The 21,093-nt window shown below is 67.7% G+C and carries 23 protein-coding genes and 1 pseudogene; 1 reads left to right on the top strand and 23 read right to left on the bottom strand.

Translation table 11 applies throughout. The features are described from left to right. The 23 genes and pseudogenes from VKV57_08065 to proC all read right to left on the bottom strand — a co-directional run bounded on the left by VKV57_08065 (position 1) and on the right by proC (position 20,106). Positions 1 to 816, bottom strand: a complete 816-nt coding sequence (locus tag VKV57_08065) for an SDR family oxidoreductase (GenBank protein HLW59864.1) — start codon at positions 814 to 816, stop codon at positions 1 to 3. 454 nt (positions 817 to 1,270) lie between these two features. Beyond that, positions 1,271 to 1,699, bottom strand: a complete 429-nt coding sequence (locus VKV57_08070; protein HLW59865.1) for a response regulator — start codon at positions 1,697 to 1,699, stop codon at positions 1,271 to 1,273. After that, the gene (locus tag VKV57_08075; protein HLW59866.1) at positions 1,696 to 3,216 is read right to left on the bottom strand and encodes a PAS domain S-box protein; all 1,521 of its coding nucleotides are present in this window, start codon (positions 3,214 to 3,216) and stop codon (positions 1,696 to 1,698) included. The genes VKV57_08070 and VKV57_08075 overlap by 4 nt, the downstream gene beginning before the upstream one ends. 413 nt (positions 3,217 to 3,629) lie before the next feature. Continuing rightward, a complete protein-coding gene (locus tag VKV57_08080) occupies positions 3,630 to 3,875 on the bottom strand; it encodes a hypothetical protein (protein ID HLW59867.1) in 246 nt (81 codons plus the stop codon). A gap of 550 nt (positions 3,876 to 4,425) precedes the next feature. Beyond that, the gene (locus VKV57_08085) at positions 4,426 to 4,656 is read right to left on the bottom strand and encodes a hypothetical protein (protein ID HLW59868.1); all 231 of its coding nucleotides are present in this window, start codon (positions 4,654 to 4,656) and stop codon (positions 4,426 to 4,428) included. Between the two features lie 159 nt (positions 4,657 to 4,815). Beyond that, entirely contained in the window at positions 4,816 to 5,229 is a 414-nt protein-coding gene (locus VKV57_08090) for a GYD domain-containing protein (GenBank protein HLW59869.1), read from the bottom strand. Between the two features lie 173 nt (positions 5,230 to 5,402). Continuing rightward, positions 5,403 to 5,585 carry a hypothetical protein gene (locus VKV57_08095; protein ID HLW59870.1) on the bottom strand — a complete coding sequence of 61 codons (183 nt, stop codon included), beginning with the start codon at positions 5,583 to 5,585 and terminating at the stop codon, positions 5,403 to 5,405. Between the two features lie 261 nt (positions 5,586 to 5,846). Beyond that, a complete protein-coding gene (locus tag VKV57_08100) occupies positions 5,847 to 6,770 on the bottom strand; it encodes an acetamidase/formamidase family protein (protein ID HLW59871.1) in 924 nt (307 codons plus the stop codon). Positions 6,771 to 7,001: 231 nt separating this feature from the next. Then, entirely contained in the window at positions 7,002 to 7,802 is an 801-nt protein-coding gene (locus VKV57_08105) for an SDR family NAD(P)-dependent oxidoreductase (GenBank protein HLW59872.1), read from the bottom strand. A 172-nt stretch (positions 7,803 to 7,974) separates the two neighbouring features. After that, positions 7,975 to 8,655, bottom strand: a complete 681-nt coding sequence (locus VKV57_08110; protein HLW59873.1) for a DsbA family oxidoreductase — start codon at positions 8,653 to 8,655, stop codon at positions 7,975 to 7,977. A 71-nt stretch (positions 8,656 to 8,726) separates the two neighbouring features. Beyond that, a complete protein-coding gene (locus VKV57_08115) occupies positions 8,727 to 9,320 on the bottom strand; it encodes a mismatch-specific DNA-glycosylase (GenBank protein HLW59874.1) in 594 nt (197 codons plus the stop codon). Positions 9,321 to 9,326: 6 nt separating this feature from the next. After that, the gene (locus VKV57_08120) at positions 9,327 to 10,670 is read right to left on the bottom strand and encodes a flagellar biosynthesis protein FlgA (protein HLW59875.1); all 1,344 of its coding nucleotides are present in this window, start codon (positions 10,668 to 10,670) and stop codon (positions 9,327 to 9,329) included. 10 nt (positions 10,671 to 10,680) lie between these two features. Beyond that, positions 10,681 to 10,908: an FmdB family zinc ribbon protein gene (locus VKV57_08125; GenBank protein ID HLW59876.1), complete on the bottom strand. Its 228-nt coding sequence runs from the start codon at positions 10,906 to 10,908 to the stop codon at positions 10,681 to 10,683. A gap of 15 nt (positions 10,909 to 10,923) precedes the next feature. After that, positions 10,924 to 11,172, bottom strand: a pseudogene (locus VKV57_08130) (OsmC family protein). Between the two features lie 21 nt (positions 11,173 to 11,193). Next, positions 11,194 to 11,385 (bottom strand): hypothetical protein, encoded by a 192-nt coding sequence (locus VKV57_08135; protein ID HLW59877.1) that lies wholly within the window; start codon positions 11,383 to 11,385, stop codon positions 11,194 to 11,196. A 159-nt stretch (positions 11,386 to 11,544) separates the two neighbouring features. Next, the gene (locus VKV57_08140; protein ID HLW59878.1) at positions 11,545 to 12,579 is read right to left on the bottom strand and encodes a sensor domain-containing diguanylate cyclase; all 1,035 of its coding nucleotides are present in this window, start codon (positions 12,577 to 12,579) and stop codon (positions 11,545 to 11,547) included. Positions 12,580 to 12,731: 152 nt separating this feature from the next. Further along, positions 12,732 to 13,514 (bottom strand): enoyl-CoA hydratase/isomerase family protein, encoded by a 783-nt coding sequence (locus tag VKV57_08145; GenBank protein HLW59879.1) that lies wholly within the window; start codon positions 13,512 to 13,514, stop codon positions 12,732 to 12,734. A gap of 83 nt (positions 13,515 to 13,597) precedes the next feature. After that, positions 13,598 to 14,872 (bottom strand): S1 RNA-binding domain-containing protein, encoded by a 1,275-nt coding sequence (locus tag VKV57_08150; GenBank protein ID HLW59880.1) that lies wholly within the window; start codon positions 14,870 to 14,872, stop codon positions 13,598 to 13,600. An 84-nt stretch (positions 14,873 to 14,956) separates the two neighbouring features. After that, complete coding sequence (locus VKV57_08155; GenBank protein ID HLW59881.1) at positions 14,957 to 15,451, bottom strand: thioesterase family protein; 495 nt, start codon at positions 15,449 to 15,451, stop codon at positions 14,957 to 14,959. 77 nt (positions 15,452 to 15,528) lie between these two features. Further along, entirely contained in the window at positions 15,529 to 16,407 is an 879-nt protein-coding gene (locus VKV57_08160; protein HLW59882.1) for an ABC transporter permease, read from the bottom strand. A 1-nt stretch (position 16,408) separates the two neighbouring features. Further along, on the bottom strand, positions 16,409 to 17,413 hold the full coding sequence (locus tag VKV57_08165) for an ABC transporter permease (protein HLW59883.1): 1,005 nt from the start codon (positions 17,411 to 17,413) through the stop codon (positions 16,409 to 16,411). Positions 17,414 to 17,531: 118 nt separating this feature from the next. Then, entirely contained in the window at positions 17,532 to 19,142 is a 1,611-nt protein-coding gene (locus VKV57_08170; GenBank protein ID HLW59884.1) for an ABC transporter substrate-binding protein, read from the bottom strand. 130 nt (positions 19,143 to 19,272) lie between these two features. Continuing rightward, on the bottom strand, positions 19,273 to 20,106 hold the full coding sequence (gene proC, locus VKV57_08175; protein HLW59885.1) for a pyrroline-5-carboxylate reductase: 834 nt from the start codon (positions 20,104 to 20,106) through the stop codon (positions 19,273 to 19,275). A 365-nt stretch (positions 20,107 to 20,471) separates the two neighbouring features. Between proC and VKV57_08180 the strand changes: the two genes are divergently transcribed. Beyond that, positions 20,472 to 21,077 (top strand): nitroreductase family protein, encoded by a 606-nt coding sequence (locus tag VKV57_08180; protein HLW59886.1) that lies wholly within the window; start codon positions 20,472 to 20,474, stop codon positions 21,075 to 21,077. Positions 21,078 to 21,093 lie beyond the last annotated feature (16 nt).

The raw sequence follows: 21,093 nt of genomic DNA on the forward strand, positions 1-21,093 counted from the left end.
CTAGGCTGTGCCGGTCCGATAGCGCCGTGCGAGCTCCGGCCGGTTGGCGCTCCCAAGGATTCTTCGCTGCAATTCCGCCAGCTGCTCCACCAACGATCCGTCGTCGAGACCGGGAATACAGGTGACTTCGCCCTGCGCGAACGCGGTAAGGGATGCGGCGACCACATCCTCCGCCGTCATCTTCGGTCTCTGGCTGAAATCCATGCCCTGCAATGCGTGGAACTCAGTCGCCACGATCCCCGGGAGGCACACCTGCACGCGTACTCCGCTCCCTGCAATCTCGCCCGCGAGGGACTGCGTGAAAGCCACCATGAACGCCTTGGCCCCGGCATAGATGGCGCGGTGGGGAAGCGGATTTGGCGGGATGGAGCCACTGAACGCGAGCAGCGATGCGACGTTGATTACGCCACCGGCGCCACGACGGATCATGCCGGGCAGGGCCGCGCGAGTGAGGCGCGCCACCGCACGAACGTGGATGGCGATGAGACGATCAACGACGGGCAGTTCAATCTGGGCAAAAGGATGGTACCCACCGAACCCGGCGTTGTTGACCAGGAGCGCGAGCGCTTCGTCGCCCGCGGCGCGCGCTTCAACCTCCGCGAGCGCATCGGCGTCGGTGAGATCTGCTGCGAGCACCTCCGCGTGGACGTGGGCTTCGCGGTGGAGCCGCTCGGCAAGCGCCTCCAGCCGATCGCGCCGTCGCGCGACCAGCACGACATCGTAACCGTCCCGCGCCAATCGGTGGGCGAACGCTCCCCCGATGCCGGCGGATGCCCCGGTGATCAGTGCTCGTCGCCGCGGACGAACGCTCTCCATAGATTACTCCTCCCTTGATCTCAAGGCGGTGGTTTTGCCGCAACGGTTCATCATCCTACATTCAGATCTTCGAGGTGACTTCCTTCCGCTGACAAGCGGGGACACCAACGCTGGCAAAGATCGGAGGCGGGAGCAAGGAGCGAGACGTTTGCGATGCCCCCGCAAGCCGCCCCGCGGCGCAAGCGAGCGCGGCGGTGATAACAACCCACGCTTCGGCTTCGATTGCCCCCGGATCTTTGCCCGGCCGCGGCGACCACCATCGCATGGTGTGAGAGATCGCCCGGGCCCGACGTCCGTGGCGTGATTCTCCTGGAAACCCTATCCGGGTGGGGAAGTCTTGACTAAGGGCCAGCTGATGGTGCGGGGTTCAGGGAGTTCGCCTCCGCCTAGACGAGATCGCACTCGATAGTGGGGACACAGTGGGGGGGCAGAATCCGTGATCCCGGCCACGCGATCAGTTCGGAAGTCGATTGAGCAGTACCCAGTACAGTCCTAATGACCGCACCGCGTCGCTGAACCGCTGGAAATCGACGGGTTTGACGATGTAGCTGTTGACCCCCAACGCATAGCAGGTTTTCAAGTCGTGCTCGTCACTCGAGGAGGTCAATATGACGACGGGAATCACCTTCGTCCGCGGATCCGCCTTGATGCGCTGAAGCACTTCGATCCCATCCATCCGAGGGAGTTTGAGGTCCAGCAGAATCAGCTTCGGACTGCCGTTGCCCTTGCGACCGTTTGGGAAGAGCAATTCTAACGCCTCCGGACCATCTTGGGCGACCTGAATGTGATTGGACACGTTGCTCTTCCGAAGCGTCCGGACGGTCATCTCCGCGTGGGCGGGGTTGTCTTCGACCAGCAGGATTTCCATGGGGTCTTCGATCATCTCTCATCACTCCTCGCAAGGGTGAAGTAGAAGGTGGCTCCCTTTCCGACCTCTCCTTCGGCCCAGACGCGCCCCCCGTGACGGTGGATGACGCGCTGGACGATCGCCAGTCCCACACCCGTGCCCTCATAGTCCTCCTGGCGGTGTAGGCGCTGAAAGACGTGGAAGAGTTTGTCGGCGTATCGCATCTCGAACCCCGCGCCGTTGTCTTTCACGAAGTAGGTGTGAAACGCGGGGTCGCTCAAATCCGGCCGCCACCCGACCTCGATGCGGGCGTCCTCTCGATTGCGGCTGAACTTCAGCGCGTTGGAGAGGAGGTTCACATACACCTGTTTGAGCAGCCCGGAATCCGCTCGACACCGCGGCAGGTCGCCGATCCGGATATCCGCCACCCGTTCCCTTCGCGCCCCGTTGAGCTCGGCCAGGGCGTGGCGGACGACCTCTGCCGGGGAGACCGACTGCTCCTGGATCGGCTGACGGCCGAGACGGGAGAGCGACAGCAAGTCATTGATGAGGCTCCCCATGTGCTGAGTGCTCACGACGATCTGGTCAATAAGGCGTCGCGCATCCTCCGGAAGGATCGCCGAGTAATCCTCGGTAAGCATCCGAGAAAAACCGCCGATCGTAATCAGAGGCGATCGCAGATCATGCGCGACCGAGTACGAAAAGGATTCGAGCTCTTGATTCACGCCTTCAAGCTGCGCCGTCCGCTGACGCACACGCTCCTCCAATTCTCGATTCAGGGCGCGGATTTCGTCCTCTGCCCGCTTGCGCTCGGTGATATCCCGCACGAACCCGGTGAAGACAGGCGGTTTGCTCGACGGGTCAACGATGATGCTCAGTTCGACGGGAAACTCCTCGCCCGTGGCGCGGAGCGCGGTCAATTCGGTGCGTTTACCGAGAACGGGGCCCGTCCCTGTCGTCATGTAGGTGGCGAGCCCCTGACGGTGACGCTCACGAAGGTTTGCAGGGATGATGAGGTCAACCAGCTCGCGCCCCAGCACGTCACCACGGCGATACCCAAAGGTCGCTTCCGCGGCCGGGTTGAACTCAAGGATCCGCCCGAGGTGATCCATGGTGATGATGCAATCCAGCGCGCCCTGCAATATGGCCGATTTGCGCGCCTCGCTCTGCTGCAGGGCAAGCCTCGCGTGCTTGCGCTCGGTGATATCCTGAGCCACCACCAAGATCGCGTGTCGACCGGAGAATTCCAGCGTATGCGAGGTGATGTGCACATCGATCACCTGTCCGTTCTTGAGGCGGTGATGCCATTCGCCGGATGACTGAAGCTCGGGGCGTTCTTTCGCCACGTTCGCGAGCAGGCGTGGCACCTCATCCTCGGGGCGCAGCTCGGTAATCCGCATCGCCAAAAATTCATCGCGCGAGTACCCATAGTGGGCGACGGCAGCCCCGTTTACCTCGATAAGCTTGAGGGTCTCAAGATCGTAGACCCACATGGGAAGAGGGTTATTGGCAAACAGCAGCTGGAAGGATTCCACGGTGCCTCGCAGTGCCACTGATGCGCGCCCCCCCTTATTGTCTGCCGACGGATGAAGCACGAGGATCCGCGTCACCGCGCTCCGGACGATCGATGCCCCCACCGCTATCCGTAATGCCCGCATAGGACTTCACGTAGACCCGTCGGGCTCCACACCGCCCGCTTCACGATCGAGGAATCACCCACCATCGGGACTTTCCACCGCGAGCGAGAGAGCAGAACGGCCAAGGATCGTCTGGCGGAGGGGTCGGAATCGCTTCCGGGGGAGCGGTAGGGAGTGTCAGCGAGGATGACGCGCGCGGTTCCACGAGCGATCAGCGGGTGGCGGGCAGCCGTCTCACAGAGGCGGGGGCCGGATTCACTGGAGGCGTCAGACCATTCTCGGGCCCCTCCCCCCCGTCGGTCGTCGTTTCGACAAATTCCGCGGTCCGGCTATCCCGCCACTTTGGAGTCCGCTTGCAGTTGTTCGGTCAACCGCCCCAGCGCCTCAAGTTGCTCACGTGCCTGACGGATAACCACGAAGGCACTCCTCGGCTCGCTTGCGCCTTCTGCGATTTCCAACAACATGAGGCATTTCTCCTGGAGCGCCTTGATCCGAGCCGCCAAGACATCCGACCCATCGATCTCTCCGCCGTTTGGGGAGATGTCGGGGAGTCCCGGCAGGTGACTCCGATGCATCAAGATGGATACCACTGAGGTATTGAACCGCTTCGCAATGCCCTCGGGCGGGTCATTCCTCGAAAGCGCATCGTCGATCTGGGTCCGGTTCTCATGACTACAAATCCGGCAAAATCGCGAGGGCGGAGGGGTCCCGGAAGCAGCGTCCATAGGCTCACGGTACACGAAACCGATGGCCGCGACTTCCCCCCATCTAAATGGTTCTCGCTCGTCCGAATGAACTGTCTGTAAATATCGAACGATCACAGCCTTCGCCGCGCCCGTTCGCGGGATGGCGGACCCTTTGCCCGGCTTACCGGCAAGTTCGCGCGGGCCCGTTCACGACATTCTCGGGCGGAAGGACCCCCTGCGCGGCCGTTTTCCGCCGCGCGAACCAAACCGAGCACGCAACTATGACGGGATGTCCGGCGATGATACGATCGCGTGACCCGATAAGCTCGCGCACGGGGCGGGGTTTGATGGAGCGAAGGGGAAAGACGCGGCGAGGAGTGGAGGAGGGCCGGCTGTGGGTGGGGGATGAGCTTCGCCCGGCGGGTCTCTGCGCGTCCCGTTAGGTGTTCTTGCGGCTCGCGCGCATCACGATTTTGGCCTGCCTCCACGCATCGGCCTCATCCGGGGACTCGCCACACCCCAACAGCCTCCCCGAACTGGCCTTCACACTCGATGTCGCGCCCGACAGGGTCACGTACCAGAGCCACCGCCCCGCCGTGGGAAACACGAGCAGGTCATAACGATCCTGTCCGTGGGACACCCGGATGAGCCCGTCCTTGGGACTGCTCATGCGCTCCAGCATCCCCCACGCCCGAACACCAGGAGCACGGGAGGGGGAAGGACGCAGATGCCGCCCGCGGGAGGGTACCCCTTCCGGTCCCTCGCCGTCATCGTTCTGGCTCGATGAGCCGGCGGATCCGCGGAGGCGCCTGGCGCCGGTGGCACGCGCTCACCTCCCCGGGGGACGATAGGTGATCCTCTTCTTCACCGCCTGGTCCATCTCTTCGGGGGTGACGAGCACTGTGGCGGTGGCCCGGACCACGCCGGAGCCGTTGACGGCTAGCATCACGCTCGTCATGGTCACGTGATCGGGCAGATCGACGATGGCAAAGACGTCAACATCGCCAAACGCATAGTAGAACGCTTCGAGCCGGCCGCTGAGGTTCTCCGATACGCTCGCCAACATCGCCTGGAGGGCGAAAAGGTTATCCTCGCTGGCAATGAGGGGAGCGACCTTCACCCCCCCGCCGGCCTGTTCGAGCATCTCTTGGATCGCCGCCTGCCTCGCCGACCCGCCGCCGCCGCGGATGAGACCGCGCACCCCATCGGGATTGTAAGATCCTCGGATCAAGTACTTGGCCACGTCCCACCACCTCAGCAGCGTGGATGGTCAGCTCACTCATTTGGGATATGCCCCCTTCGCCACACCCATAGACGACCGGCTGCTCCGGCCCAGGGCCGGCGAGCTCCCGCGGAGCCCCCGAGGTTCGCGGCGAGATCGTGAGCGCGGGCGGAAGTCGTGGGGAGAGCACCCGATCACGTGAAGCGGGCGGAGACGTAGAGCTGCAGCGCGAGGCTGGCAAGATAGAGCAACGCCGCCAGCGCCACAATGACGGCGATGACCCGGGCGCTCGCTCTTCGCGAGCGGATGATCACAAACACCAAAGCGAATAAGGCGAGGTCGACGACGAAGATAACCGCTGTCAGCGCAATAAACATTCCTCAATGCCCTGAGGAAGGGGGGCACAGGGACGACGACGGCCTCGTCGGTGCCGTTTTCACCGGCGGGCGGAGCCATCCCCCGGGTGGCGCATTCGGTGGGCGGGCAGCCTATTTTCGATCACAGGAATGCGACCGTTCCCTTCGCCGCCCCGCGCGGCCGGGAGATGTGTGGGGAGCGGTGGCACCCCGCGGGGTCGCCCGGACTGGGTCGCGGAGGCCGGGCCCGGGGCCGCGCATCCTCGCCCGCCCCGCCCATGGTCACCGAGCGGCGCGCGCCGATGAAAGGTATCGCTTGGCCACCCTGCACACCATCGTATACGCCGGGTCATAGACGTTTCCGAGATCGTATTGCACGCACTGACCGAGGAGGAGGTGGGCCCCGCGCGCATCAAGGCCGTGGTCCTCTCGCAACCAACGCACCATTTCCGTTGTGGCGTGTTGCACGCACTGGTCGAGTGGCCGGGCGTTCCCCACGGTCATGATCTCATCCGCATTTTCGGCCCTCGGCCAGTGAATCGTCTTGCCTTTGACGAGACGCACGGTGAATTGCACGTCGAAGGAGATCTCAATCCCCGTCCCGACGATCTCGCCGTCCCCCTGGAGGGCATGCCCGTCGCCCAGATGAAAGAGCGCCCCGTGGACGAATACCGGGAAGTGCACCCAAACCCCCGCACGGAACCCGCGGTAATCCATGTTCCCGCCGTGTGTGGAGGAGGTCGCCGTGGAAATGGCCTGACCGTGCGACGGGGCGACCCCAAAGCATCCCAGCATCGGCGCGATGGGCAAGGTGAGCCGTCCCAGCGAGGTCGCGGGCTCGACGAGCGTGGCCGTGCCCGTCCGGAGGTCGATCTCCCACTTGGCCAGGATCGCATCCGGCGTCTGCTTGATGCACTCGGGGTCCAGAACGTTCTCGGCGATCACGGTCTGGCTCCACCCGAAGGGTCGGTTGGGAGTGAGCCGGTCGAGGTGGATAGACAGCATGTCGCCGGGTTCGGCCCCTTTGATAAAAAAGGGCCCGGTCTGCGGGTTCCCCCGCTCGGTCACCTGGATCCCCGCCGCATCGATTCCACGCGCGTCGACCGTCGTCGTCTCGACGGTGTCCCCGGGGGTGATGGTCAGAACGGACTCGTGGGGGCCCATCGTCGTATGGTAGATCTTCGGCGCAAACCTGTGGACCGCCATGCTCGCTCCTCACCGCCGACCGCCGGAGGCCTGGGGCCGGCCCTTCACCGATCCGACGCGGGCGTTATGATACGGCGCGCGAGGCCCCGATGCCTGTGGGAGCCCCACGGCCGACCGACCTTTCGATGCGATGTTTCCCCCACTCGGCGATCAGAAAACCCTTATCGTGAACACCCCAGGCCCTTTCCTACCTGCTCCCGACGACCCCGGCACTGACCCCGCCCTCACCCTCTACGGCCGCGTCGCTGTCCCCAGCCGCCTGGTCAGCGGGGCGTTCGTCCGCCCGCAGTGGGAACCCCCGGTCACTTCGAGATTGGCCCCGGTGACCCAGGGCAGTCGATCCGAGGCCAGCGCCGCCACGGCCTCCGCCACATCGCTCGGAATCCCCGTCCGTCCGAGCGGCGTCATCTCGATCATGAGATTCAGGTAGGGGTGCCCGGCCTCTCCCCGTCGCAGGGGGGTGTCGGTCACCAGGCCGGGGGTAACCGCGTTCACGCGTATGCCGAGGGGACCGAGCTCCGTGGCGAGGACCTGCGTCAGCATGTTGATCGCGGCTTTGGACGCGCAGTAGGCCGCGGACCCCGGTCGTCCCGAGGTCGCAGCCCCCGAGGAGATGTTGATGATGCACCCCCGTGCGCCCCGGTCGACCATCTGACGCGCCGCGGCCCGGCAGGTCAAGAAGCACCCCTGCGTGTTCACCAAAAACGGCGATTGCCAGGTGGCCAGGTCCATTTCCAGCACCGGGACGTTCGGGGAAACCCCGTGACAGTTGACGAGGATGTCCACCGGCCCCAGCGCCTCGGTCACGCCCGCCAGCAGGCGCTCCACGTCGGCCTCGCGGCTGACGTCTCCGGCGAAAGCCGCCGCCCGTCCGCCGGCCTTCCGCACGGCGGAGGCGGCGGCCTCCGCGCGGGGTCCATCAAGATCGCACACCCCCACCGCCGCCCCCTCCCGGCCGAATACTGTGGCGATGACCGGGCCGATGCGGCCCCCACCCCCGGTCAGCCAGACCACCTTGCCCGCGAACTCCATGTCCCCTCCCCCCTTCCTGATCGGCCGGTGGCACCGCTCGAGATCCGGCCGCCGATCGCCCCCGCGTGGCCGGCCCCCAAAGCTTGGTCACCCGGTCTGGGGGGGGCCTAGGCGGACACGCCCCTTCGACTCAATCCATGGGCTTCCCGGGTCTCCCCGGGCGGGGGACGGTCTATCGATCCGAGGGGTTGTCGGCGGCGCGCCCGGCGGGCGCGGCCCGCAGGCCGATGATCTGTTCAAACGCGGAGAGCAGGATCTCCGGGCTCTGGGCCCCGGAGATGCCGTACTTGCCGTCGACGATGAAGTGGGGCACCCCCTCGATCCCGAGCTCCCGAAACTCCGCTTCGGCCTGACGCACGTCGGCGGTCCCCGCCTCGCTTGCGAGGAACCCGTCGGCCCGCTCCCGATCCAACCCGCAGGTCGCCGCGACATCGAGGAGGGTTTGCCGGTCTCCAACGTCCTCGCCCTCGATGAAATAGCGTCGAAACAACTCCTCCACCACGTGGTCCTGCGCGCCTTCACGCCGGGCCAGCCAGATCAGACGGTGCGCGTCGAAGGTGTTGGGGGTCCGGCGGATGCGATCAAAGGCGAAGCGAAGGCCTTCCGACGCCCCCACCTCGGTCAACCGCGCGTCCAGCGCCTCCGACCGTGCCGGATCTCCAAACTTGGCCTCGCGGTACACCTTCCGGTCGATCCCCTGGCGAGGCATCTCCGGGTTGAGCTGAAATGGGTGCCACTCCACCATGGCCTCGACGCCGGACCCGAGCGCCCGGAGCGCCTTCTCCAGACGCCGCTTGCCGACGAAACACCAGGGGCAGATCACGTCCGAGACCACGTCAATGCGCAGGCGCATCGCGTCCCCTTTCCCCCGACGCCGGTCGCGTGCGGCGGGCGACTCAAGGGTACTGCCTCCGCCACCGAGCGTCAACGCCGCCGGCCCAACTCCTTCAAGAACTCCGCCAGTCGATCGTACCACGCCACGTACTCGGCGGGCCGAAAATGGGCGTTTGCGGGGCTGGGGTTGGGAACGACAAACAGCCCGGTCCGCCCGAGGTGCCGCGGTTGTGCCCCCAGCGTCCACCCGCCCTCCGCCGCTCCCAGGGCGTACCGGGCGAACGGCCGATAGGCGGTGAGGCCGTGGAAGCACGCGACGCGCGGCCGGCAGGTTTCGAGCCGCCGCCGAAGCTTCGGCGCCCACGCACGGAAGTCCGCGGGACGCAGATCCCCCGCGCTCCGGCTCGGGGTCTTCACCACATCGGTGAAGCCGATCCCGTACGCAAGGAGCGCCCGGTCGTCCGCCGGCCCGAGCGCCTCCCGCCCGAGGGCCGCGCGAATCGACGCGCTGAGCGCGGATCGCGAGAACGCCGGCCAGAACCGGCTGGTGGGTCGGGCGAAGTAGTGCCCGCGGGCCACCGAGTACACCCCGGGATTGATGCCCACAAAGACGAGGTCGAGCCGAGGGGCGAGATAGTCGGGGAGCGTGCTGAACGGGTACGACGACCCGGTCGGGCGCGGCACGCGCGATCAGCCGGGGACGAGTTGCATCTGCTCCTGCCAGAGGCGGTAGAGCGCCCCGGACGCCTCGACGGAGACGTCGTCCATGCGGATCAACCCGTCCTCGGGCACCGGCCGGATGAGCGTGGCGCCGCGGGAGAGGCCCATCGGCAGCCACCGCTCGCGCTTCGCACTCACGGCGTCGTCGATCAACCCGTAGACCGTGTAGCCGCCTTCCCCGTCGAGGATCTCGCCGACCCCCAGCGGGCGCTTCGCCGCGCAGGCAACCGCCGCGACGGGCACCGGCCGCGGCGTGCCGGTGGCTCGGTGCTCCAGCACCGCTCGGGCGACGCTGATCGGCAGCTCCATTCCCACCAGGTGGAACGGGCGGTACATGGCCGCATACGTCCCCGTCCGATCCACCGGCATCCCGTAGTCGGCGAAACACCGCCGCGTGTACGGCCGCGGCGAGGTGATCACCACGTAGACACCCCAACGAAGGTCGTTGGGGACCGGCCGGCCGTCGCGGTCGACCGAGCTGACCACCTCGACCACCCCCGAGTGCTCGAGGACTCCCCCCTGCTCGGCCGGCTTCAGGACTTCGGGAAGACGGTCGATGCCGGCGGGCGGGAAGTGCATACCTCGAACGTCGGGGCGAAGCCCCGTCATGTTCGCCACCGCCGCCATTTCGATCGCCGACTTCGTCCCGTCGGTGAAGGAATTGTACATCCGAGGATTCAGCCCCTCACGCTGCTCGGCGTCCGCGCCGTATCGGTCCCAGATGTCGTCGGGGGTGCCCTTCCGGTAGGCGGGGAGATACTTTGTCCCCTTGCCCGCGGCCACCACCTCGAATCCCAAGCCGGTCGCCCACTCGACGAGCTCATCGATCAGGGCCGGCTGATCGCCGTACGCGGCGGAGTAGACGAGCCCGGCCAGGTCGGCGGTCCGTCGGAGCACCGCCCCGACGAGCACGTCGGCCTCGACGTTCACCATGACGACGTGTTTGCCGCGGCGGAACGCCTCCAGGGCGGAGTCCACCCCGGCTTCGGGGACGCCCGTGGCCTCCACGACCACGTCGATGTCGCTTCCGAGCAGGACGCGGGAATCTTCGGTGAACGCAGGAACGCCGCGCGCGATCGCCTCGTTGACCCGCCGCACGGCATCGGCCCGCACGACCGCGTCGGCGGAGAACCCGGCGTGCGCCAGGGCACGCAGCCCCCGGTCGGCGCCGAGATCACAGACCACGGCGGGGCGCACCCCGCGCATCGTCGCAAGCTGGCAGAGGATCATCGTGCCGAATCGCCCGGCCCCGATCACCCCGACGCGCACGGGCCGGCCCGCCGCCTCGCGGGCGGCGAGCTGCTGGTTCAGCATGCGCGGTGGATCAGTGGCCGCAGCTGCACGCCCCGCCGCAGCCGCATCCACCCGACGAGCTGGTGTCGTCCCCGCCCCCGCGGGCCGCGGTCATGACGAGGATGGGGGTGTACACTCGACGGGTGTTGCCGTGGCCGCACTCGGGACACGCCGTCCTCTTTCGCGATTCATACTCCGCCACCGTCGCGGTCATCTCGAACTCGTGCCCGCACGACCGGCATTGAAATACGTATGTCATCAGGGCCTCCTCCGTTCAGCCTTCGCGAATCTCCCAAGCATGGCTAATGGCGACGCAGCCTTTCAGCGTCTGGGCGATCGGACAGCCGCGCTCGAACACGGCGAGCGCGCGCTCGGCCTCCTGGCGCATTCCCGACGGGATCGTCAGGTGGTAGGTGACGCGGATCGCGGTCACCTTCATCACCCGCTCCGGAGCCTCAACCGTCCCTTCGGCCTCCGCCCACAGCTTCTCCGGGGCGCTGGCGATCCCGCGCGCCTCCAGCGCGCCGGCGAGGGTCCCGGTGAGTCAACCCGCCGCCGCGGCGACGAGGTGGTCCAGGGTGCTGGGGAGCTCCTCGTCGGGTTCCATCTTATAAAACGCCTTCACCCCAGTGTTCACTCCGTACCGGATCGGCTCGGGAAAATCCCCGATGAACGCCCGGCGGTTCGGGCGCTTGTCCTGGTAGATACGCACCCGCGCTATGTGAACGGGCTCCACGTCGCACCCCCGGTCCTGCGTCGGTTCGAGACTTCGATTGCCGGCACCGAAGCAGGAATCTAGTAGGAGTATAGCATGCGAGGCGAGCCGTAACCGGACGCGGGCGAAGAGCGGGCGCGGAACGATGGGTCCACCCCAGGAGTCGGGGGCCAGCGGGGATCAGCGGTGCGGCGGGGACACCGCCTCCCGCTTGTAAAGGTCCTGCTTCATCGCGTAGAGGCGCTGGTCCGCCACGTGGAGGAGGCGCTCCGGATCCGGTCCATCATCCGGGAACACCGCGGTCCCCCAGCAGAAGCTCAGCGGCATCTCGCGGCCGGCCTGATCGACCATCGGGATGCGCAGCGTGCGCAGCCGGCCGAGGACCTCCTCCGCCAGTGCGCCCGTCGTCTCCGGAAGCATCAGGATGAACTCGTCCCCCCCGAACCTGGCGACCAGGTCGGAGGCGCGGACCACCTGCGTCAGGCTCTCGCCCACGCGGATCAGCGTTTCGTCGCCCTTCGCGTGCCCATGGGCGTCGTTTACGGCCTTAAAGGCGTTCACATCGAGCAGCACCAGCGTCAGGCTGCGCTGGGTCCGACGGCTGCGGGCGATCTCCGAGGCGAACCGGTCGAAGAAGCACCGTCGATTCGACAGACCCGTCAGGGCATCGGTGGCCGCGAGTTCCTTGAGCTGCTCGTGGAGGCGGGCCACCTCGATCGCTCCTGTCAGATAGCGGGCGACGACGGTGAGAAGGTTGAGATCGACCTCGCTGAACGCGCCGACCTGCTCGCGGTGGGCGCTCAACACCCCGATCGGCCGGCGGCGCACGATCAACGGGGCATAGATCCCCGACCGGATGCGCTCCTCCCGCCTGAACACGCGGGGGTCGGCCTGCATATCGGGAACCAACAGGGGCTCCGCCGACTGCATCACCACCCCGTGCAGCCCGCGATCCCGCGGCACTTCCAGCCCCCGGAACCCCTCTCGAAGCCCGGAGGCCGCCTTGATCGTGAGGGCCCCCGGATTGCCGTCGTCGACGAGGGCGAGCGAGCACGAATCGAAACCCGTCTCCTCGCGCAGCACCCGCATCACGTGCTCGAGAAGGTCGCCCAGGCTGAGCACCGCGGTGAACTCCGTGGCCAACCGCGAGAGAAACGCCAGCGACTTGTCCGGGGGCGTGAATTCCCCAGGCTCGGCGCGGCCGATCGATTCCATCGGAGCATGAGCTTTCCGGTGCTCTGACCGCCCGCCCCTTCGGTGCACCCTCCCCCACCCCCTGAGCTGTGGTTCACCACGTGCCGGGCCGGCCTGCCCTCGGAACGCGCCGCCACCACTATATCAATACCCTAAATTTGAGCGCCGCAGTCTCACCGACCGGTCCATTGCGGCGCCCGCTTGTCGAGAAACGCCGCCACTCCTTCCTGGAAATCCCCGCTGTTGTAGCACATCGCCACCAGATCATGGCCGGGATTCTCGGGCAGGAGCCGCTGCACGACCCGGCGCACCGCCTCTTTGCTGGCCCGTAGCGTCAGGGGGGGGCCGGCGGCGATCGCCTCGGCGACCTCCCGGGTCCTGGCCTGGAGCGTCGCGGCAGGGACCACCTCGTTCACCAACCCCCAGGACAGGGCCTCCGCCGCGCCGACGTGCCGGGCGGTGAAGATCATCTCCTTGGCCCGCGCCGGGCCGAGCAGGGCCACGAGGCGGGCGTAGGTGTGCATCGACAGACAGTTGCCCAACCGGATGATGGGGATGCCAAACCGCGCGTCGTCCGAGGCGATCCGCAGATCGCAGGTCGCGGCGATCGTCATCCCCCCGCCGACGGCGTATCCGCGCACGGAGGCCAGCGACGGTTTGCCCACCGCCTCCAGCCGGCCGATCACGCGGTCGATCCGCTCCTCGTATTCGATGCCCGCCTGCGGGTTGCCGCGAAACGCCGGAAACTGGCTGATGTCGGTCCCGGAGATGAACGCCCGCTCCCCGCTGCCGCGCACGACCAGGACCTTGATCCCGTCGTCGCGGTCGACCTGATCGCAGATCTCCACGAGGCGCTGGTACATCGCCCAGGTCATGGCGTTGCGCTGTTCCGGCCGGTTGACGGTGAGGTACGCGACCTCCCGCTCCACCTCGAAGAGGATCTGAGCCGATTCCATCCGGGCCACCTCCGCCCTGTCCGGGCATGGGAAGAGAAGGGCGCGCTGCGATCGACCGCGGGGGATGGACCGAGTCGGCGGCGTCAGTCCGGCGGGGCACCCGAGGGAGGGCGATCCTCCGGCGCGGGGCGCGGGGCGCCCTCGGTCGGGGATGGGGCTTCCGCCGAACGCTCCGAGGCGGCGGGGGCGGTCACGACCTGGCGGAGGAGCTCGCCGGCGATGTCGCCGATCGTCACGCGCCCTTCCTCGCCTTGAGCGCTGATGTACTCCTTCACCCGCGTGCGCTCCCGCTCCCGGGCCAGCCGCCGCAGGCTGAGGATCATGCGGCGCTCGTCGGCGCGGATCTCGGTCACCAGCGCTTCCACGGTCTGGCCGACCTCGACCACATCGGTCACCTTCTGGACGCGCTTCTCGGCCAGCTCAGAGATGGGGAGGAAGGCATCGATCTCGGTGAGACGGACGAAGGCGCCCGAGGCGACGGTGCGGACGACCTTCCCGCTCACCACCTGGCCGGGGCGGTACGACTCCCCGAGATGCTGCCAGGGGTCGGGGAGGATGTGCTTCAGCCCCAGCGAGATCCGTCCCGCCGCCTTGTCGATCTTGAGGACCGCAACCGAGATCCGCTGTCCCCGATGGACGACCTCGGACGGGTGCGTGATGTAGGTCCACGCCATCTCGCTGATCGGCAGGAGGGCGTCGATCCCGCCGAGATCGACGAACGCTCCGAAGTCGGTCAGGCGCTTCACGACCCCCTCGCGCACCTGCCCTTCCTCCAGGGAGGCGAGCACGGCCTCCCGGGCCTTCCCGCGCTCCTCGGCCATGGCGTTCTTGTGCGAGAGGATCACCCGCCCCTTGGGGCGATCCACCTCGATGATCCGCAGCGGGATGCTCTGGCCCACCAACGCCTCGAACTGCCGGCCCTTGGCCTGCGAGAGATCCACATGGCTTCCCGGGACGAACCCCCGCATCCCCAGGTCCACCACCAAGCCGCCCTTCACCTTGTCGACCACCATCGCGTGCAGGGTCGTGCCGGCCTCGAACGCCCGCTGGATCCGGTCCCAGGCCAGTGCCAGGTCGGCGCGTTTCTTGCTGAGCAGGATGCTCCCTTCCTCCCCCTCGACCTTCATCACGTACACGTCGATGCGGTCCCCCACGGCGATTCCCTCCAGGGTGTCGCCGCGCGCCGACAGTTCCTTCGGCGAAATGAAGCCCTCCGACTTCGCGCCGACGTCAACCAGGACCCCTTCGCTGTCGATGCGCACGACCGTCCCCTGGACAATCTGCTGCTCCTCGAGCGCGGGCATCTGCGCGATATCGAGCTCTTCTCCCTGCTGAGACGTCGGCCGCTCCTCTGACATCGACCCCTCACCCGTCCTTCCGCCGCGACCGCGCCATCAACCGCGGCCGCGAAATTTTCGTGCGCCAGTCCCGCTCTGCTGCGCTTACCTCACCGAGGAATCCGCCCGCCGGGCGGGCCCGTACACGGCCGGGACCCCCAACATTCGGCGGATGCCCGGGGGGATCCGGCGGGGACGCCCCGTGCGGTCGACCGCCGCGTGCAGCGTCGCCCCGCGGGCGATGACGTCTCCGTCCGCCTTCCGGACGATTTCGTAGCCGAACTCCAGCGTCGCCGGGCGCAGCGATGCGAGCCGCGTCCGGACGGTCAGGAGATCATCGTACCGCGCCGGCCGCAGGTACCGGCACCGGGCCTCCACGACGACGAGCAGCCACCCGTCCGCCTCGATCTGAGCATAGGAGCGGCCGCACGACCGGATGAACTCCGTGCGCCCGGCTTCGAACCACACCAGGTAACTAGCGTGATGCGCCACCCCCATCTGGTCGGTCTCCGCGTAGCGTACCCGCACCTCCAATTCGGATACGTCCATCCCCGCCTCCGCACCGCTGCCGCGAGTGGGGAGGTTCGACGTCCTGGACATCCCGGTCCTTCCCTCTCTACGCGCCGACCCCGCCGCCGGTTCGATCGGCACCCGCGCCGACCCGGCGGCATCCCGCGTCACGATCGGCCGCGGAGGCGGGGGTCCAGCAGGTCGCGAAGACCGTCCCCCACGAGGTTGAACCCCACGACCGTCACCAGGATGGCCAGCCCGGGGAACGTCGCGATCCAGGGCGACGTCAGCATGAACGACCGTCCGGTGGCGAGCATCGAGCCCCACTCGGGGGTGGGCGGGCTGGCCCCCAAACCCAAGAAAGACAACCCGGCGGTCTCGACGATGGTGAAGCCCACGGTCAGCGTGGCCATGACGATGATCGGCGAGAGGATGTTGGGCACGATGTGACGGGCGAGGATCCGGACCGCCCCCGCGCCGACCGCCCCCGCCGCCTCGACGAACTCCTGCTCACGGATCGCGAGGACCGCTCCCCGCACCAGGCGTGCGAACTGGGGGGTGTACACGATGCCGATCGCGATCATCGCGTTGGTGAGGCTGGGGCCCAGGATCGCCACCACGATCATCGCCAGCAGCAGGTAGGGGAACGCCAGCATGACGTCCACGACCCGCATGATCGCCGCGTCGACGTTTCCGCCAAAGTACCCGGAGACGACCCCGAGCAGGATGCCCAGTAATGCGGCGATCCCGTCGGCCAGCACGCCGATGACCAGGGCGATCCGGGCGCCGTAGATCACCCGGGAGAAGATGTCGCGGCCGAACTCGTCCGTTCCGAAGAGATGGGCCGGGGACGGCGCCCGGAGCTGATCGGCGAACGCCTGGTCAATGGGATTGTAGGGAGCGATCTGGGCGGCGAGGACGGCCGAGGCAACCACGAGGACCAGGATACTCGCTCCCACGACGAGGTTCGTGCTGTGACGCATCCGGCGCCACGACAAGGCAGCGGCACGGCGGTGCGGGGGGCCGGATGCGAGCGCGGTCGCCATCTCAATCGTACCGAATCCGGGGGTCGAGGTACGCGTAGAGCACGTCGACCAGGAGATTGGCCAGCACGAAGATCCCGGCGGCGATGAGGACGACCCCCTGCACCACGGGATAATCCCGCGCCAGCACGCTGGTGATCGCGAGCCGCCCCAGCCCCGGGAGCGCGAAGATGGTCTCGGTCAGGACGGCGCCGCTGAGCAGCAGCCCGAGCTGTAGCCCGACCAGGGTGACGACGGGCAGGAGGGCGTTGCGCAGCGCGTGGTGACTCACCACCCGCCGCTCCCCCACGCCCTTCGCCCGGGCCGTTCGGACGAAGTCCAGGTTGAGCACCTCGAGCATCGTGGATCGGGACATCCGGGCGATTGTGGCCATCGAGGTGACGCCGAGGGTCACCGCGGGCAGGATGAGGTGGCGGATGCTGCTCTGGACGACCGCCCCGTTCCCGGTGAGCAGCCCGTCGACGAGGGACATCCCGGTGATCCGGTGAAACGTCATCCCCTCGTCGAGCATGCTGCCGAGCGGCAGCCACCCCAGTATCCCGCCGAACACCATAAGCAACAGGATCCCGGTCCAGAACACCGGCATCGACACGCCGATCAGCACCCCGATCATCGCCCCGGTGTCGATCAGGGAGTGCGGCCGCCGCGCGGCGATGACGCCGATGCTGAGGCCGAACACCACCGCGAACACGAGGGCGGCCAGGCTCAGCTCCAAGGTCACCGGCAGGGCCTGGACGATCTCCCAGATCGCCGACTGCCGGGTGCGGAGCGACACCCCGAAGTCGCCGCGCAGCCCCCCCAGCAGGAACCGGAAATACTGGATGTAGACCGGTTGGTCCAACCCGAGCTGGTGGCGGAGGCGCTGCAGGTCCGCGTCGGTCCCCTTGTCGCCCAAGAGGAGCTGCGCCACGTCGCCGGGGATGAGGTGCATCCCGAAGAACACCAGAATGCTCACCCCCAGCAGCACGGGGATGAGCTGTCCCAACCGGCGCGCGATGTACTTCAGCATTGGGCATCCAGGTATCCCCGGGCGGCGGACCGCCCGGGGCGCAACTCCTCAGCGAACGGGGGGCCCGGGCAGCAGCGTGCCGCGGGCCCCCGACCTCGACGTCCGGCGATCGCGATGCCTACTGCAGCGACACCTGCTCCATGTGGAAGAACATCTGGAGCGGGTTGAGCAGGAACCCCTTCACGGTCGCCCGCGCCGCCCGCACCTGGTTCGTGTGGTTCATGAAGATCCACGGCGCATCGTCGTGGAGGATCTTGTTGGCTTCCATGTAGATCTGCGCCCGCTTGGCCTGGTCGGAAACCAACCGGCCCTGGACGATCAGCTTGTCGTAGTCTGGGTTGTGGTGGCGCGAGTTGTTGTTGGTGCGCGCCTTGCCGGCGGCCTCGTCGAACTCAAACAGGTCCCCCAGGAAGTTGTCGGGGTCCCCGTTGTCGCCGGACCACCCGCCGATGCCGAACCCCTCCCACGGGGTGTGGCGGATCTTGTCCAGGTACGCGCCCCACTCGTACTGGGTGATCTTCACGTTCACGCCGACCTTGGCCAGGTAGCCCTGCACCGCCTCGCCGAGCTTGGCGCCGCCGATCGGGTTGTAGCCCCGCGGGTTGGCGTAGACCATCATCTCGGTGGTGAAGCCGTTGGGCGATCCGGCCTCCGCCAGCAGCGCCTTGGCCTTCGCCACGTCGTAGGGGTACGGCTGCACGGACTTGTTGTACCCCCACAGCACCGGCGGGATCCCCTGGCTCGAGGTGGTGGCGCCGCCGTACAGCCCCTTGTTGATGGCGTCCTTGTCCACGGCGTAGTTCATCGCCTGCCGCACCCGCTTGTCCTTGAACGGGCCCACGTCGTTGGACATCTCCACGCCCAGGATCGTCAATCCGGGTTGGGTGTACATCTTGAGGGCCGAATTACCGGTCACCCGTGCGTAGTCGGAGGGGGGGACGTCGGCGAGGATCTGCACCTCGTTCCGCTCCAGCTTGAGCATCCGCGTGGCGCTCTCGGGGACGATCTGGAAGATGATCCGGTCGACCTTCGGCCGCCCGCCCCAGTAGTCGGGGTTCGCCTCGACGGTGATGTGGTCGTTCCGCACCGCCTCCACGAACTTGAACGGCCCGGTCCCCACCGGGTGCTGGCCCGCGTCGCAGTTGTACTTCTTGGTGGCCTCCGGGCTCACGATCCCCTGCCAGATCATCGCCAGGCTGGTGATGAACGGCGCGTTCGGCTGGGGAAGGGTGAACCGCAGCGTATAGTCGTCGAGGACATCCATCTTCGCCACGGTACCGTCCTTGGCCGATCCATACGTGAAGTCGTCGTAGGTATCCACGCCCTTGCGGCCCAGGACGTAGCAGGGGTTCTGCGGGTTGATGGCGCGATCGACGTCCGCGGCGACCGTGTGGGCGTTCATCGGGGTGCCGTCGTGGAACTTCACCCCGTGCCGGAGGTGGAAGGTGTACACCTTGCCGTCGGTCGAGATCTCCCATTTTTCGGCCAGCCCGGGGCCGACCAGGCTGGTGCCGGGCTTGTAGTTCACGATCGAGTCGTACATCGTGGACATCACGAACCCGGACTCGTTGTTCTCCACGGTCTGAGGATCCATCCCCGTCTGGTCCGCCCCGATGGCGATGACCAGCGTCTTCGGCGCCTGGGCCTGGGCGATCCCCCACAACCCGACCGGGACCATGGCGAGCGCCAGCAGCACCGGGAGTACCCGGTGAATCGCTATCCGTACCATCCTTGTCCTCCTCTCGAGATGGACCGGGCCCCGTGCGGAAATGCCGCAGATGGCCTGCCATAACATACGCCCCGGGACGGGAGGAGCCCTTCTGGCTCCCGTCCCGGCGCCCGAAGGGGGATCCGGCGGGTTAGCGCGGGGTGCGGACGGGGCTGCCCCGGAGTTCGCGGGCGCGGCGGGTGGCGCGGATCACGGCGGCGTGCACCGCCGCGCGGAACCCTCCCTGCTCGAGGGCCTCGAGTCCCGCCATGGTCGTCCCCCCCGGGGAGGTTACCTGTCCGCGAAGCACGTCAGGGCTTTCGCCGGTCTCGGTGAGCATCTTCCCCGCTCCGAGGATGGTCTGGGAGACCAGGGCGCGCGCCACGTCGCTGGGGAGCCCCGCGCGCTCCCCGGCGTCCACCATCGCTTCGGCCAGCGCGTACACATACGCCGGCCCGCTCCCCGAAACCGCGGTCACCACGTCGAGCAGAGATTCGGGAACCACTCCCACCCAGCCGACCGCCTCGAAGATCGCGCGCGCGATGCCGAGGTGCTCCGGACCGGCCAGGCGGCCGGAGGCGATCGCGGTCGCCGACGCGCGTACCGCCGTCGAGGTGTTGGGCATCGCCCGAACCACCGCGACGGCGCCCAGCGCCCGCTCGATCATCTCGATCGAGACCCCCGCCGCCACCGAGACGATGAGATGTCGGCCCGTGACGTGGGGGGCGATTTCGCCCAGCACGGTCGGCATGTCGCGCGGCTTCACGGCCAAGATCACGACCTCGCTCCACGCCATCAGTTCGGGCTTATCGCGGGTCGTTCGCACCGGCCACGCGCGCCCCAGGCGCGCGAGGCGTTCGTCGTTGCTCTTATTGGTCACCAGGCAGCGTTCGGGGCGCAGGACGCCGGCGTCGAATACGCCGCGCAGCAACGCTTCGGCCATGCTCCCGGCCCCGATGATCCCCACCGTACGGTGCGTCAGCATCGCTGACCCTCCGGAAATAACGACGCCCCCTCCACCAAAGGGCGAAAGGGGCGCTTCCGCGGTACCACCTTTGTTCCCCGGCCCGGCAGGACCGGAGCACTCACGCTGTCTCGGGCGGCCCGGCTCCCGTTTGGCGGCGACCGCCGCCCCGGGAGCAGCTCAGGGGGTGGGATTCGGACGTACCCGCGGCGGCCCTCGCAGCACCTGGCGCCGCTCTCTTCACGCAGGCCGGACGTCCTACGTCCCCCGTCACAGCTCTTTTATTGTTCGCTTACTATACCACCCTCCCTCGCCGCCCGTCAATCACCGAGCGCCAGGTCAGCGGAGGAGGGTCCGCTCCCCCGGGCGCGAAGGATGCCGGTGCGATGACCCCGTCGGTCCCCCCCCTCCTGATGGACCGCCGTACCGTGCGCTTCTACACCCCGGCGCCCGTGTCGGTCGAACTGGTGCGGGCGCTCCTCGAAGCCGCGGCCTGCGCCCCGTCGGCCCACAACGTGCAGCCCACTCGCATCGTGGTGGTCGAGTCGGCGGCGGCAAAGCGCCGACTGGCCGACTGGATGGGACGACGCTGGCGGCGCGACCTGGAGCGGCTCGGCACCGCGGAGGCGGCGATCCAGGTCGAGCTCCGATTCTCGCTCCGGCGGTTCGGCGAAGCCCCCGCGCTGATCCTGGTCGGGTATGCGATGGAGGACATGGACACCTACCCCGACCGGACCCGGCGGGCGGCGGAGCAGGTGATGGCCGTGCAGAGCGCCGCCGCCGCCGTGCAAAACCTCCTGCTGGCCGCCGCCGCGAACGGGCTGGGGGCGTGCTGGTGCTGCGCCCCGCTGTTCTGCCCCGGCATCGTCCGGCGGGCGCTCGGGCTGCCGCGGGGCTTCATCCCGCAGGCCCTGGTGACGATCGGCTACCCCGCCCATACTCCGCCCGTCCCTCCGCGGAAGCCTCTGGAATCGATCGTCGCGTTTCGCTAGGGTTGCGTTGAGGAGA

The organism is bacterium (genome assembly GCA_035307765.1).
Taxonomy (GTDB): Bacteria; Sysuimicrobiota; Sysuimicrobiia; order Sysuimicrobiales; family Segetimicrobiaceae; genus Segetimicrobium.